The 16520-nt window shown below is 38.7% G+C and carries 12 protein-coding genes; 11 read left to right on the plus strand and 1 reads right to left on the minus strand.

Annotated elements, in window-relative coordinates; genetic code table 11:
* Positions 1-103: 103 nt before the first annotated feature.
* From sbnA to accC, 11 genes are all read left to right on the plus strand, one after another.
* Complete coding sequence (gene sbnA, locus NL42_RS07670; RefSeq protein ID WP_461312324.1) at positions 104-1108, plus strand: 2,3-diaminopropionate biosynthesis protein SbnA; 1005 nt, start codon at positions 104-106, stop codon at positions 1106-1108.
* Positions 1109-1129: 21 nt separating this feature from the next.
* A complete protein-coding gene (gene sbnB, locus NL42_RS07675; RefSeq protein ID WP_003652251.1) occupies positions 1130-2143 on the plus strand; it encodes a 2,3-diaminopropionate biosynthesis protein SbnB in 1014 nt (337 codons plus the stop codon).
* A 71-nt stretch (positions 2144-2214) separates the two neighbouring features.
* Positions 2215-3855, plus strand: coding sequence for an IucA/IucC family protein (locus tag NL42_RS07680; RefSeq protein WP_461312330.1), 1641 nt, complete (start codon positions 2215-2217; stop codon positions 3853-3855).
* 3 nt (positions 3856-3858) lie between these two features.
* Positions 3859-5064 carry an MFS transporter gene (locus NL42_RS07685; protein WP_461312325.1) on the plus strand — a complete coding sequence of 402 codons (1206 nt, stop codon included), beginning with the start codon at positions 3859-3861 and terminating at the stop codon, positions 5062-5064.
* Positions 5061-8588 carry an IucA/IucC family protein gene (locus NL42_RS07690; protein WP_461312326.1) on the plus strand — a complete coding sequence of 1176 codons (3528 nt, stop codon included), beginning with the start codon at positions 5061-5063 and terminating at the stop codon, positions 8586-8588. The genes NL42_RS07685 and NL42_RS07690 overlap by 4 nt, the downstream gene beginning before the upstream one ends.
* A complete protein-coding gene (locus NL42_RS07695; protein WP_461312327.1) occupies positions 8581-9351 on the plus strand; it encodes an HpcH/HpaI aldolase family protein in 771 nt (256 codons plus the stop codon). The genes NL42_RS07690 and NL42_RS07695 overlap by 8 nt, the downstream gene beginning before the upstream one ends.
* A 154-nt stretch (positions 9352-9505) precedes the next feature.
* Entirely contained in the window at positions 9506-11743 is a 2238-nt protein-coding gene (locus tag NL42_RS07700; protein ID WP_461312328.1) for a TonB-dependent receptor, read from the plus strand.
* Positions 11744-12010: 267 nt separating this feature from the next.
* On the plus strand, positions 12011-13336 hold the full coding sequence (locus NL42_RS07705; RefSeq protein ID WP_461312329.1) for a Y-family DNA polymerase: 1326 nt from the start codon (positions 12011-12013) through the stop codon (positions 13334-13336).
* 235 nt (positions 13337-13571) lie between these two features.
* The gene (gene aroQ, locus NL42_RS07710; protein WP_004791768.1) at positions 13572-14027 is read left to right on the plus strand and encodes a type II 3-dehydroquinate dehydratase; all 456 of its coding nucleotides are present in this window, start codon (positions 13572-13574) and stop codon (positions 14025-14027) included.
* Between the two features lie 17 nt (positions 14028-14044).
* Positions 14045-14461 carry an acetyl-CoA carboxylase biotin carboxyl carrier protein gene (locus NL42_RS07715; RefSeq protein ID WP_016137844.1) on the plus strand — a complete coding sequence of 139 codons (417 nt, stop codon included), beginning with the start codon at positions 14045-14047 and terminating at the stop codon, positions 14459-14461.
* A 17-nt stretch (positions 14462-14478) separates the two neighbouring features.
* The gene (gene accC / locus NL42_RS07720; protein ID WP_252612709.1) at positions 14479-15849 is read left to right on the plus strand and encodes an acetyl-CoA carboxylase biotin carboxylase subunit; all 1371 of its coding nucleotides are present in this window, start codon (positions 14479-14481) and stop codon (positions 15847-15849) included.
* 47 nt (positions 15850-15896) lie between these two features.
* Here accC and NL42_RS07725 read toward each other — a convergent pair whose 3' ends face one another.
* Positions 15897-16400 (minus strand): hypothetical protein, encoded by a 504-nt coding sequence (locus NL42_RS07725; RefSeq protein WP_034678047.1) that lies wholly within the window; start codon positions 16398-16400, stop codon positions 15897-15899.
* Positions 16401-16520: the final 120 nt, after the last annotated feature.

The raw sequence follows: 16520 nt of genomic DNA on the forward strand, positions 1-16520 counted from the left end.
TGTTTTTCGTTACAAACCGCAACAATCATGTCACAATTGGTAATAATAATTAAATTAATAATCATTATCATTCACGTTACATAAAAACCTGAGAAGATCTACCATGATCCATGAAAATATTCTCGACTGCATAGGTAAAACGCCACTATTACAATTATCAAGGCTATTCACGCATCAATCGATCTCAGTGATTGCGAAAATGGAATTGTTAAATCCAGGAGGAAGTATTAAAGACCGTCCAGCATTATTCATGCTACAGGAAGGCCTGAAATCCGGAGTGATTCATAAAGATAGTCATATTGTTGAAAGTTCTTCAGGAAACTTAGCGATTGCGCTTGCAATGGCATGCAAAATATATGGATTAAAATTTACTGCCGTTATTGATCCAAAAATTGCCTCAGCAAACTTACAAATGCTGAAGCTCTACAAAGCCAATATCGAAATGGTCTCTGAAAAAGACCAAAACGGCGGTTACTTAAAAACCAGAATTGACACTGTAAAACGTCTCTGCCAACAACTGCCGAATGCTGTCTGGATTAATCAATATGCAAATCCAAACAACTGGAAAAGTCACTACTTTGGTGAAGCAGAAGAAATCCTAAATCAAATTGATCGCAAGATTGATTACCTCGTGATTGGAGCAAGTACTTCCGGCACGATTATGGGCGTGTCTCGTCGCCTTAAAGAAAAGTTCCCCGAATTAAAAGTCATCGCTGTCGATATTGTAGGCTCTGTTTTATTTGGTGGTACGTCTGGTCCACGTGAAATTCCCGGTATTGGAGCAAGTACCGTTCCAGCTCTACTCTCCCCCGATGAAATTGATGATGTCATTTATGTAGATGACTATGAGTCGGCACTTGGTTGCAGAGAACTTCTTGAACATGAAGGAATCTTTGCAGGCGGTTCGAGCGGCTCATCTATTTCAGCCATCAAAAAACTGATTCCAACCATTCCTGAAGGTTCATGCGTCTTAACGCTGTTACCCGATCGCGGTGACCGTTATCTCGATCTGGTTTATGAAGATGAATGGTTCGAAATGATCAAAAAGCGTCACTTCAATCGAAATGTACGACGCCAAGAAAACCTTACTTTACAAAATGTTGTTTAACTTTCTCCTTAGGACATATTCATGAGCAATTTGGCTACCCTTCGTTATCTTAGTCAATCAGATTTATTAAATCTTGGCGCAAATCATAGTAATTCATTTATAGAAGCGATTACTGAAGGTTTAACCCTGCATGCAAATAAACAATTTGTACAACCCTTAAAACCTTACCTCCGCTGGCAAGGTGCAGACCACATTGCTGACCGTATTATTGCAATGCCTTGCTATTTAGGTGGCAATGACCCGATTGCTGGAATCAAATGGATTGGTTCAAGACAACATAACCCTAAAAAATTCAATATTCCACGTGCCAGCGCACTGATTGTTCTGAATGACTCAGAAACAAATTACCCAGTCGCAGTGATGGAAGGCAGCTTAATTAGCGCAATGCGAACTGCTGCAATTACGGGTGTTTCGATTAAGTATCTAGCCAAAAAAGACTTTTCAGACATTACCGTGATTGGCTGCGGACCAATTGCTCAAATGCAGATTAAGACTGTGCTTGAACAATACGCTCAAGTGAAAAAAATACATTTATTTGATGTGAACCCTGAAGCCGCTGAAAAACTCAAAGCGTTGTTCCTTTCAGAATATCCACATCTAGAAATTGAAATTCATGACAGTGCCAAATCTGCAATTCAACAAGCAGATGTACTCATTACTTGTACGGTTTCAGATAAGCCTTACATCCCATTTGAGTGGCTTAAAAAAGGCTGCTTTGTTTCCAATATCTCAATTATGGATATTGAACCTGAAGTCTTCTTAAAAGTGGACAAAGTCATTGTGGACGACTGGGACCAATCAAATAGAGAAAAGAAAGTCATCAATGTGCTGGTTGAAGATGGCTTATTCAGTCGTGAAAAACTGCATGCTGAACTTGGCGACATCATTATTGGTCATAAAAACGGCCGCGAACATGAAGATGAAATTATTTTGCTTAACCCAATGGGCATGGCGATTGATGACATTGTTTGCGCTAAATGGTTCTTCAATGCCGCACAAGAACAAAACGTTGGCACGGTTCTACCACTTTTATAAGAATAGGAATAACTAAAATGCTAGATCGGATTTACACAGCACAACTACAAAAAACAATAGATGCCCTCTACATGGAGAATTATGGAGATTTTAGAGATCATATTTCCTATAAAAAGCCTTATTTGGCAATTACTCTAAATGATGAGTTGGAACTCTATTTCAGCTGTTTAAAAGTTGATGGTGTAAATCCTTTCTATGTTACTCAACCGGAAGTTTTACTTCATAACGTCTTGAGTAATACGACTTCTAAAATTTCTATTTCTGAAGTTTTTACCTATTTAACAAAAGCCTCTTGGTGGCCTTCACCACATCATCAAAAAGCGATTGACTATTGGCTCGACAACTTGGTGACGGCTGAAAAAATCCCTCAGATTTTGCAGTCAGCACTTTCATTTTCCTCACCTTTAATCACAAGTGAATTGCTTTCCCTTGTTGCTGACCGCCCATTTCATCCGTTCGCTCACTCAAAAGGTGAACTTGCACCACTTACGACTCAAAAAGAAATTGAGGTGTATTGGTGGGCTTTTAAGAAAGATGACGTGATCAATAATATGGATTCGATTCCTTATAAAGAGCTTCTGTTATCAGAAGTTGAGGACAATCATATTACTGAGAAAATGACTAAGCTTTCAGATGACTACTTAGCACTTCCTTTGTTAGAGACTCAACATCGCTATTTAAAATTTGAAGAAAATAAGTATAGCGGTATTGACCTGAACCACGTCACGACAATTGGTTTACCGACCTCATCTTTAAGAACCCTTATTCACAACTCAAACCCTAATCTGCATTTAAAACTATCAACAAATGCCAAAACATTAGGTGCGATCCGTTCTATGCCTGGACGTTATTTAATGAATGGGCATAGAGCATATGATTTTTTAAATGAAGTTATTAATGAAACGCCTTTATTAAAAAATCGCCTCTTTTTGAGTAATGAAACTCACTGGTGGGTGTTGGGTAAACAAGAGCACATTGTAAAAAATTTAGGTGTAATCGGTTGCCAAGTCAGACATCTACCCGACTTTTGCCAAGAAAAAAACGTCACCCCAATTACAATGTCGGCTTTAGGCTGTATCTATGTTGATCCATGGGAAACTTTAGGCGTTGAAGGTGACAAATGGACATTATTAAAAGACCTAAGTGTCCATTTTATTCAAACATTCTTAACACTGTGGTCGAAAGGAATCATGCCTGAATGCCACGGGCAAAACACCATGGTGTGTTATGAAAATAATGAGTTCAAATGCTTTATTTTGCGTGACCACGATACCTTAAGAATATGTACAACAGCAATTGAAGAAAGTGGCTTCACACCTCCAATTTATACCATTGATACGAGCACACCGAACAATCTTATCTTTAGAAAAAATGAAGACTTATTTAATTACTTCATTACCTTAGGGATTCAAATTAACCTCTACCCGATTGCTTTAGCTACCTTGAAATATACAGATCGTTCAGAAAGCGATTTCTGGGAAATGGTTCAAGACATTATTCATGATTTTGTAGAAACCCAACCAATTTCAGAGCAAACAAAATCCCAGATTCAAACCTATCTTTTCGACAATAAAACTTGGCCATTCAAACAGTTACTTACTCCACTGTTAGCCCAAGAAAGTGATTCGACGGGCATGCCAAGTAAAATAGGAACCACCCCGAACCCTTATCACAGCTTATCTGTTTCTAGCTATGAGACCATGGATATCTAAATCATGCGCTCATCTCGCCTAGATCATTTCATTATTTTGCTCTGTCAGTTTTTTTCCACTTTCGGGCTCATGGTGCTTATTCCGATCATGCCACTTTATATGGAAAAACTGACGGCGCATATGAGTGCTCCCACAATCTGGGCAGGTTTGGCACTCGCGGCTCCGGCAATTGGAAGCTTGTTTACAGCTCCGATTGTTGGCCAATTATCCGACACTTTTGGCCATAAGAAAGCGCTCCTACTTTCATTGGCTGGTTTCTGTATTTCAATACTGCTCATGGCTAGCGCCCAGCATTTATTCGTATTTATTTTTGCGCGGATCTTACTCGGTTTTTGCGGTCTTTCAGTCATTCTGAATGCCTATGTTTCATATCTTTCTAATGAACAACAACGAGGTGCCGCTTTTGGGCAACTACAAAGTAGTGTTGCGCTAGCTTGCCTATGTGGCCCTGTCCTTGGTGGGATATTCATGGACCACTGGCGGGTTGAAATATTACTTAATGCAACTGCATTTATTGTAGTTACATTAATTGTGATCGCATCCTTTTTATTAGCCAATCCAGTTAAAACTGAGGCTGTAAAAAACAAAGAAAAATCTGAAATTCCAGACTTTTTTGATAGAACAATTTTTTCCTGGTTAAGCGCCGGCATCTTGGTGCAAGCCGGTGGTTTTGGTTTAGTGTCCTGCTTTGTTTTATACATTAGTGAAATAAGCCAAAGTACTCATTCATCGTTATCTGCTGCGAGTTTAACGGGAACAATTCATGCGCTTTCATGGGGAGCAGCCTTTATTGCTGCGACCTATTGGGGGAAAAAAAATGATGATAAAGGAGATTCTTTTAATAACTTCGTTTACGCATCTTTAATTTGTGGCATCACGATTTTCGCGTTGATCTGGGTGTCTAATCTCTGGCTCATTCTTGTATTACGACTCATACAAGGTTTTTGCTTTGCAGCGCTTCTTCCTTCGATCTTACACACGATTTCTCTAAAAGCTGGCACTCAAAGCCAAGGAAAAGTAATCGGCATTTCTAACAGTGCTTTTGTCTTAGGCCAACTTTTTGGTCCGATCACCATCACGCTTACCTACTCATTTTTCAATATTACAGCCGCATTAATCTGCACCTCTTTATTTTTTATTGGTGCGGGCTTAGTGGTGATTTTGAACAGATTCTTAATGGATACAATTTTAGAAGAGGCACAAGAATGAACTCAATTATTACAACCGATGCATGGTCTTATAAACTTTTCGAACAGTACCTGAATACTTTCTTTCGCGAACTTAAAGTAGATCTTGAAGAGCACATTATCTCAGCTCAAGATTCTCCTTTATTCACGCGAGATGCAAAGCAGCCTAACTCAATCTATTTTTCTTACACATTTAATGCATCTAACACGGTTGTTTATGGCGCAGTTCAACACATATCAACCACTGGATATCATCGATATCAGCGTGGCTTTGCCCTGCAAAACTTAAGCGAAAATACATTTGACTCACTAACTGATCCTAAAAAATTAGTGAAGCTCATTACAGATGAACTGAATAGCCTATTCAAAGACAAAAACCAAAATAAGAACCTTTACTCCGATATTGCCAATAGTATCGAGAACACAAAATTCTTTTTAGAAAATAGACCATCCCAAACAACATCTAAAGAGTTGAGTGGTTTTCAAGCTACCGAACAAGGCATGCTATATGGCCACCCTTTTCATGTCACCTCTAAAGCCAACTTAGGTTTTTCGAAAGAAGACATGAAAAAGTATAGCCCTGAGTTAGGCGCAAGTTTCCAACTCCACTACTTTGCGGTCCATTCTTCTTTAATAGAAAAATTAGTGAGTGAAGCTCAAGCCTCGAGCCGTATTGAAGACGAAGTTTTAAACATTGCAAAAGAGCGCTTGCAAGAGAACTTAGTAAATTATGAGTTAATGCCAACCCATCCATGGCAAGCCAATTTCTTGCTTCAACATCCATCTTTAAAGAAATATTTAGATAAACAAGAAATCATACATCTGGGGGCATTAGGCCAAACCGTATGGCCAACCTCATCTGTTCGTACGGTCTGGTTGCCTCAATCAAACCTATTTTTAAAGCTCTCAATTGATGTACGAATTACCAGTTTCATTCGTAATAACCCAATGGATGAAATGGAACGTGCCATTGATGCAAGCAAAATTATCATTAATCATCAAATTAATGAGCAATATCCTGACCTTGTGATTCTGCCGGAATTAGAGGCAAAAACAGTCAAAATTCCTGAGCTTGAAAGTTCATTTGGCATTATTTATAGAGCTGGGCTTACACCTGATGTATTAGAAAATACCAGAATGCTGGGAGGCTTGGTTGAAGAAAACGAAAACCATGAGATTCCCCTCTTAAGTTTTATTCAACAAGCAGCGCCTAACCAAAATCTACAATCGAACGATGCCAAAGACTTCATTACTTTTTGGTGGAAACAGTACGTTAAAGTTTCACTCATTCCATTAATCGAGTTGTTTGCAAATAAAGGTATTAGCGTAGAAGCACACATGCAAAACAGTTTAATGGAATTTAAAAATGGCTATCCATATCGCCTCATTCTTCGCGATATGGAAGGCATTAGTATTGTTCCAGAAATGATAGAAGATGACTCATCTATTTCTGAAGATAGTACCGTTTGGTTCTCTCAAAAAGATGCATGGACGTTTTTAAAATATTACCTCGTTATCAATCACATTTCTCACCTCATCAGTGCAATTGCACGAGTTACGGCAATTGAAGAATCTGAACTTTGGCTAGCCACCCGTCTTACACTCACACAAGAAAACTTTAGTGCCAAAGGTCAGCAGTATCGCGATTTATTAATTAATTCACTCACATTACCAATCAAGGCAAATATGTTAAATACGCTCTACCACAGTGGTGGCAATCCAATCTGGATTGAAGTTGAAAACCCTATTTATAAATATCGCGGTGCAGAAGCTCTTTGCCCTCTTCAACCAACACAACAAACCAATTATAAAACCCTCGCGGAAAATCGCGTAATGGGTCAATTACTAGAAGCGCTTATTTTTGAAAATACCTTTAAATACGAGTTTTCTAAAGGTCAGATCAAGTTCTATATTTCCGATACAGTTTTCTATACATGCGCAGCTAAACAACATTTTAGTTTTAAACGAATTAAGTTAGACTCTTCAACATTAGTCCGTTCTGACATTACTTTAGGCGCTGAAACTCGTCCTAACTTAAAAACACTACTTGCCGACCTAAAAAATATTATTGAAGCAGATCCTATTAAATGGCAAAACTTTAATGATGAGCTCAATTTAACTTATGTTAAACATGCACAGACTTTGAGCCAAGCACCTGCTCAACCTTTAAGAACCTTACCTTACCTAGAACAAGAAGCACGGATTACCAATGCACATTTATATCATCCGAGTTTTAAATCTCGTATCGGCTTCGATTTAAAAGAAAACCAAAAATACTCACCTGAGCTTTCTGAAGGCTTTCCTGTAAAATGGGTCGCGACTCATAACAGTTTATGCAAACTGGTTTTAAGTGAAACGATTAACTTAGAGCAGCTTTATAAACAGCATTTTTCAGAAAAAGATCTACAAGCAATTAGTGATCAATTAAAAGATAACAATGTAGATTTTCAGGAATATATCCTCACTCCGATTCACCCATGGCAGTGGGATAAAATTATTGAATTATATTATCAAGATGCGATTAGCAACCAACTGATCATCCCGTTAGACATTGAAGGCCCGAGTTATTTACCACAGCAGTCGATTCGAACCTTATCGAATATTAGTGATATCTCGGCGCTTTCTCTCAAATTGGCAATGAACTTGGTCAATACTTCTACCTCTCGTGTATTGGCACCACACACCGTTCAAAATGCGGCAAAAATGAGTGACTGGCTTTATAACATTATTGAACAAGATCATATTTTAGAAAAACAGCGCAAGCCTGTTATTTTAAGAGAGATTGGCGGTCTTTCGGTTAACCAGCAAATCGCTTTGCCTGTTCAATACGGCGCACTTGCCTGCATTTGGCGCGAAAGTATTTACAGCTACTTAAAAGAAGGCGAATCAGCAACGCCAGTAACAGGTTTAATGCAGCTCGATACTGACCAAAAACCTCTCATTAATGAGTGGATTCAAGAATATGGTATCGAGTTCTGGTTAGAAAAATTGCTCACCAATGCTTATTTACCAATCATGCATATTTTATGGTGCCACGGCCTCGCTTTAGAGTCACATGCACAAAACATGGTTCTGATTCATAAAAATGGCTTACCTGTTAAAGCTGCCTTGAAAGATTTCCATGATGGAATTCGTTTTAGCCGTCATCTTTTACGTGAGCCGGAGCTTTTACCTAACTTACAAGATGCACCAAAAGAGCATGCCAAAATTAATCCGAACTCTTTCTTAGAAACACACTCTCCAAATGAGTTAAGAGACTTTACTCAAGATGCACTTTGGTTTGTAAATTTGGCCGAGTTAGCAATTTTCTTAAATGAACATTATGACTTCGATGAAATCAAATTCTGGACCATGTTAAGAACTATCATCAATCAACACAAAGAAGCTCACCCAGAGTTTGCCGAACGATATGAATTGTTTAACTTTACAGATGACACTATCGATATTGAACAGCTCGCAAGCCGCCGCTTCCTTCCGGAAATTCGCTTAAGAGTACAAACCACACCTAACCCGCTCAGCCTTATTAAGGAAATCGAATATGAATAAGCATTCGATTTCTTTTAAGAAACGAATAGCAAATGGCGAGACGCTCTACGGAATATTTTGTTCCGTAGCTTCTCCGATTAATGTCGAACAACTGGCACTCGCGGGCTACGACTTTATTATTATCGACTTGGAACATACTTTATTTAGTACGTCTCAAGTCGAGACCATGATTTTAGCCGCTAGAACCATGAGCCTCGATGTGTTTGTAAGAGTACCTTTAAACGCTAATCACCTAGTTCTACCTCTGCTCGATGCAGGGGTAACGGGTATTGTATTTCCGCGTATTGAAAATGCTCAGCAAGCTCAAGAAGCTGTGAACTATTGCCACTATATGCCGCTTGGGCAAAGAGGATTGAATTCGACAAGGTTAAATCGATATGGCATAGATGATTTAGCAAGTTTTGTTCAACAGGCTGCAAACGAGACTGTTGTCATTGCTATGATTGAAAGCTTAGAAGGACTAGAGCAGCTAGATGAAATATTAAAAGTTGACGGGATTGATATTATTCTGGAAGGTGCTGCCGACCTTTCTCAATCGATGGGAATGCCGTGGCAAACCAGCCATCCAAAGGTGAAAGATAAAGTTCAAGAAATGTATGCTAAGACTAAAAACAGCCAAAAGCATTTCTGTGCTATTCCCCGACAACCTGAAGATATCGCGGCTTGGAAACAACATTCTGTTCAGCTTTTTGTGCTCGGTGATGATCGAAGCATTATTCGCCGTGCCCATCAAAATCACCTAAATGCTTTTAAAGAAATCTAATCACTATTCAATTTTTTGGGGGAATAGGCTCTTACTCCCCTAATTCATTGAATAAATTTCAAATATATTATTTTTAAGCAATTAATAATATTGTTAATTACAATGATTCTCATTTATAATTTGCTCAATTTAAAATCACTCTCAGGGCGAGATAATGGGAAATAAGATAAAAAGTAATAAACTTTTTACAAGAAAGTCTGAAGTTAAAAATATCATTCCACTTCTTTCACTTGGTGGAGCCATTTTCCTTTCAAACTCAGCATTTGCAGCTTCACCTGCTGAAACTACAGAAACAGAAAAGAAACCTGAAGCACTTCCTACAATTACAATCACTGCTTCACGTGCAGATGAACTCTCTACCTCTGCCAAACAAGTCACCAAGCTCGATGAAAAACAAATTGAACTTTTAAGAAATGGTTCATCTGGAAGTATTGCGACTGTTTTAGCGAAAGCCGTACCGGGCCTATCGGACTCAAGCCGGACCATTACCGATTATGGTCAAACCTTACGTGGTCGTAATGCCCTCATCTTAGTCGATGGCGTGCCGATGAATCTTACACGCGATACATCACGTGGACTTTCAGCAATTGACCCTGAAAGTATTGCGAACATTGAAGTGATTCGCGGCAGTAACGCAATTTATGGCGGTGGTGCTGCGGGTGGTATTATTTCAATTACCACAAAAGCTGCGGGTGGTGAACCTACAGCAAAAACCGTCATTGGACTACAAACGCCTTTAACGAATTTCCGTTCTGATGCTTTGGGTGGAGATATTCACCAATATTTCACAGGCAGCTTTAATGCCTTTGATTATGCGTTTGATTTTGGTTATCAACGTATTGGTAGCCCATACGATGCAAGTGGTGACCGTGTTGCACCTGAACCAAGTCAGGGCGACCTTTATGATTCCGATGGCTACAGCGTAGGCGGTAAGCTGGGTTATCATATTGATGACAATCAATATCTACAATTTGCTGCAAACTACTATAATGCAGAGCAAGACTCAGATTATGCATCTGACCCAAGTGTTAAAAAAGCTCCAGCTGGTACAGTGCCAGCAAAAGCAATTAAAGGATTAAAGCTTAAAGACCAAAATAAAAATGAAAACCAGATCTACAATTTGACCTATACCAATAAAGACTTATTAGGTAATAAAGTTGATGCTCAAATTTATTACCGCGACTTTTTTACCCGTTTTTCACCATTTGATGCTCGTGGAAATGCAAACCGCGGCAAACAAGTCGACCAGATTTATCAAGAAAATAATGTACTCGGTAGCCGCTTAACGGTTACGACACCACTTGAGTTTCTAGGTGATACCTCATTGGTTTGGGGTGGTGACTTCAGCCGTGAAAAAAGCGAAATGCCTTTAGATATTTTCGACCAAAAAATTTATGATCAATCAGGTGGTCTAGAATTTGTAAAAACTGGCAAGCTCATTTATTTACCCGAACTCACCACGCAAAGTGTTGGTGGTTTTGTACAGTTAAAACACCGCTTTAATGACCAATGGTCAGCTGAAGCTGGTACACGCTATGAAGATAGCTACGCCCAAATTGATAGCTTTGTTCCATTATCACAATTAGGCAAGACTAACCCTTACACTGTTCCGGGCGGAAAAGTGAAAGCTGATGCATGGTTATACAATGCTAATGTGACCTTCTCTCCAAATGATCAAAACTCAATCTATGCATCGTTTAACCAAGGTTTCCAGTTACCTGATGTTGGTTTGATTATCCGTAATGCTGGTGAAGGGTTTAACCTTGGTTCATCATTCTTAGAGCCAGTAAAAGTAGATAACTATGAACTCGGCTGGAAAGGAAACTTCAATAACATCTCATCAAGTTTAGCTGTATTCCACTCAACTTCTGACCTTGGTGCTGTGCAGTCTTTTAACAATGGTTTAGTACTGGCTAGAACCAAAGAAAAAGTAACTGGTGTAGAGGCAACTTTTGACTATCTTGACGATGCAAATGTTTGGGGAACTGGTGGTAGCGTTACTTGGATGAAAGGACGTGAAAAACCTCAAAACGGTTCTGAACAAGACATGACAGGTTTCCGTATTCCACCATTAAAACTCACAGCTTACGTTTCTTATAGTCCAACAGAAACCTGGACAAACCGCTTACAAGCGACTTACTTCGGTTCAGAAGATTACCGCTTGAATGGCGTAAATAGTTTTGGCCGTTACGATGTAAAATCATATACAACAGCAGATTTAATCAGTAGCTTTGCGCTTAACAAAAAAGACACAGTGACGATTGGTTTAGAGAATATGTTTAACCGTAAATACTATCCGCTCTATAGTCAATTATTAAGAACGAGTGATAACACTAGCCATTTAGTGGCAAATGGTGCAACGCTTAAAGTGACTTATAGTCATAAGTGGTAATCAAAACTGACATAGAATGATTCACAAAAAAGGAGATCAACGCGATCTCCTTTTTTATTAAAAAATATTAAAGCTTTATCCTCTTTTTCTTTATCTACTCAAAAGCAGGCTGTCGGAACTCCCCTAGCTTTCCTTTAAAAATTTTGTTAACTTGATTTTGTTACATATTCAAAATGCAACTTTTCAGCGAACACGTCACCTCACTGTGTTTATGAAAACTCATACAAATATGTAGTTTTACCAATATTTTTAATGGGGCAAATCATAATGGAAATCTCACACCGCGAAATTTACGCGCTTGTAGACATTAATAACTGTTATGTCAGTTGTGAGCGACTATTTAACCCCAAACTTATTGGTTTGCCAGTTGTCGTACTTTCTAACAACGATGGATGTGTTGTATCACGCAGTGAAGAAGCAAAAAACATGGGGATAAAGATGGCAATCCCATGGTATCAAATTGAAGAAGAAGCCCTACAAGCTGGCGTACACGTCTATTCAAGTAACTACACTTTATATGCCGAGATGTCTCGTCGCTTTTTTTCAGTTTTAGGTGAATTTTTCTCACCTGATGATTTAGAAGCTTATTCTATTGATGAATGCTTCATTCGTCTGACCCCTTACCTTCAATCTATAGAGATCCATTCTTATTGCGCCAAAGTGGTAGATACACTAGAAGAATGGTTAAGCTTACCTTGCTGTATTGGCATCGGATATTCAAAAACTCAAGCCAAGTTAGCCAACCACTATGCTAAAAAAATTAAAAGCTTTAATGGAATTTGTAATTTCACCACTTTAGATCCCCTACTACTTGAAGACCTCATGCAACAAACTTCCGTCAAAGAAGTATGGGGAATTGGCTACCAATTGGTCAAACAATTACGAAGCTATGAAATTTATTCATGTCTAGACTTAACTTTTGCCAATGAACATCATCTCGCAAAAGCTTTCTCTGTGGTTATGGCACGCACTGTGCGTGAGCTAAAAGGCCAATCCTGTATCCAACTTGATGATCCTGCCATCTTAACAAAAAGAATTTTAGCATCACGAAGTTTCGCTCAAGCTTTATCCAGCCTTGAGATTATTAAACAAGCGCTTATTTTTCATCTCAATCGTGCTCATCGGCGTTTAATGAAACAAGAACAGCTGTGTGCCTGTATTCAAGTCATGCTTTATGAAAAAACAGATAAACCACCTTATAAAAAAGCGTCATCTCAAGCAATTGGCTTAACATATGCAACAGATGATCTATGCATAATAACCAAAGCAGCAATGCAACAAATTGATGTTTTATATAAAGAAAATAAAAGATATATTAAAATTGGAGTTTTATTTTGTGGTTTGCACGCTCGTCAACATCACATTGATGATTTATGGCAGCCTCTTGAGTTGATTCAACAAAGACAACAACTCATGAAAACACTAAGTACAGTTCGTAATCGATTCGGTAGTCACTATTTACAAGTGGGCTATCATTCGAGTAGCCCGTCTTGGCATATGAAGCAATGTCATCGTTCAAAAAACTATCTAACCAGATGGAATGAGCTACTTGTAATTGGAGAGAATTCTACAGCCGTTACACAAAATACATGAACTGTTTTTGTCAATTCAGTTTAAAATAAGCCTCATTAAATTACTTGAAATTTTGTCATTTTTTAACATTGCTAAATCATCGCAAAATTTACAATATATAAGCCGAATTTGGCGTACCATTTCTGCGACAATTAAAACAAATTATAAAAAAATTGTAGAAACATATGCCATAATAAGCAAACTTTGCAGACATCTTGCAAAGAGTATTTGCAACTTTAGAGCTGGAGCAATCTGAATGAGTTCGACCATTTTGGTGATTCATGGACCGAATTTGAATTTGCTGGGAAAACGCGAACCAGAAGTATATGGTCATCTTACCTTAGGTGATATTAACCAACAACTCGTTATCCAAGCTCAAAACGCATCAATTACATTAGATACTTTTCAAAGTAATTGGGAAGGTGCCATTGTTGACCGTATTCATCAGGCACAAACCGAAGGTGTAAAACTTATTATTATTAATCCTGCGGCCCTCACCCATACTTCCGTTGCTCTACGCGATGCCCTACTTGGCGTTGCCATTCCATTTATTGAAGTACATTTGTCGAATGTCCATGCAAGAGAGGCATTTAGACATCACTCATATTTATCCGATAAAGCAATTGGCGTGATTTGTGGTCTCGGTGCAAAAGGCTATAGCTTTGCACTTGATTACGCTATTGAAAAAATTCAACCATCTAACCCAAACTAGTTTAGGAATAGTCGCCCATGGATATCCGCAAAATTAAGAAACTCATCGATTTAATGATTGAGTCTGACTTGCAAGCGATTGAAGTTAAAGAAGGTGATCAATCAATCGCTTTAACTCGCCGTAGTCCAGTCGTTGCTGCGGCTGGTGTAGCACTTCCGGCAGCTCCTGTTGCAGCACCAGTAGCAAAAACACCACGTGGAGCAGTTGAAACTTCTCCAATGGTTGGCGTGTTCTACGCTGCTCCAAGCCCAGGCGAAGCACCATTTGTTAAAGTAGGTCAAACTGTATCTGCTGGTGAAACTTTGGGTATTATTGAAGCAATGAAAATCATGAACCCAATTGAAGCAACTCAAAGTGGCGTGGTTGAAGAAATTTTAGTGAAAAATGGTGATGTTATCCAATTCGGTCAACCTTTATTCCGTTATCGCGCGTAATTACCTCGGGGACGTCTATGTTGCAAAAAGTTTTAATTGCAAACCGTGGTGAAATCGCTTTACGAATTACCCGGGCTTGCAAAACATTAGGAATCAAGACTGTTGGTATCTACTCAGATGCCGATAAGGACTTGATGCATTTACGTTTTGTTGATGAAGCAGTATGTATTGGCCCCGGTGCAAGTAGTGATAGCTATTTAAATATCCCGGCAATTATTACTGCTGCAGAAATTACCGGTGCCGATGCTATCCATCCCGGCTATGGTTTTCTTTCAGAAAATGCTGAATTTGCTGAAATTGTAGAAAGTTCAGGTTTTACTTTTATTGGCCCTCGTCCAGAACATATTCGCCTTATGGGGAATAAAGTTTCTGCGATTGTTGCCATGAAAAAAGCTGGCGTACCTACTGTACCTGGTTGCGACCATGCTGTAACCATCCATAATGCCTTGGCGGAAGCTAAAGAAATCGGTTTCCCGCTTATAGTTAAAGCGGCATCTGGTGGCGGTGGACGTGGTATGCGTATTGTTGAACGTGTAGATACATTACTTGAATCAGTTCAAGCAGCGCAGCGCGATGCAGAAATGTGGTTCGGTGATGATACCGTTTACATGGAGCGTTTTTTACAAAAACCTCGCCATGTCGAAGTTCAAATTCTTGGTGATGGTAATGGTCATGCGATTCATTTATATGACCGCGACTGTTCATTACAACGTCGTCATCAAAAAGTACTAGAAGAAGCACCTGCACCAAATCTACCAGAGCAAGCTCGAGCTGATATTCTAGAAGCATGTGTTCACGCATGTCAGTTAATGCAATATCGTGGTGCTGGTACGTTTGAGTTTTTATTTGAAGACGGTGAATTCTTCTTTATCGAAATGAACACTCGTGTTCAGGTAGAGCACCCTGTTACTGAAATGGTTACTGGTGTTGACATTATTGAACAACAACTACGTATTGCAGGCGGCCTAGGACTAGAACTTCAACAAGAAGATATCAAAGTTAATGGTCATGCAATCGAATGTCGTATCAATGCTGAAGATCCAACAACGTTCTTACCTTCACCAGGTAAAATTGAAAGTTTCTATGCGCCAGGCGGTGCTGGTATTCGTTTAGACTCTCATATCTATCCAGAATATAGCATTCCACCTTACTATGACTCTATGATTGCTAAACTGATCTCTCATGGTAAAGACCGTGAAACATCACTTGCACGTATGCGTCAAGCGTTAGATGAAATGATCCTTACAGGAATTAAAACCAATATTCCTCTTCATAAAGATCTCATTTTGCAAGATAAGAGCTTCTGTTCTCAAGCAATGGACATCCATTACCTTGAAAAGCACTTGTTAAAGCAATTGGAAGAAAAGAAGAAAGCTGAAACTGCATAATAAAAAAAGCCTCTTATAAGTAAGAGGCTTTTTTTAAATCTGTTACTTTATGGTAGGACTCGACGCAAAGTCGCAAAACACTTCTCACCCTTAGCGGTTGAACAGAAGTTGATAGTATGATCATTCTTCCACTGTACAAAATACTGAGAAACATCACCTGTTTGATCTTGCTTCTGACCTGAACAATCCACTTTATTATTATCAAATTTAATTTGCATCACTAAAGCAGCTAACTGCTCTTTAGGATCATCAGACGGTTGATATTCATATAAGCCATATGACCATTCTTGACCACTTTTGATCACAACATCATTACTACTACGGAAGTTATAATATTCCACACATTTCTTATTATTTGGAATTTCCATTCCCCATAATCCCATAATTTCAGGACGCGTAACAATACGTATAGCATTAGGATTACTTGCAGTCCGAACGGGTTGTTCAGCTGGCTGTTGAGTAGCCGTTTCTGCCACAGCTAAACCAGAACAAGCCCACAATAATCCAATAATATAAATATTTTTCATAGATTTATTAATCATTAAACGCATGAAGTTAAGTTAGCATATTTTTTGACAAAATCACTGCTCCATAACCATATAAAAACAATATTTTTCAACTGTAACGTGCTACAACAAGTCATCAAACAATTTTATATTTACTTGCATTTT

Source organism: Acinetobacter sp. GN11 (assembly GCF_054823985.1).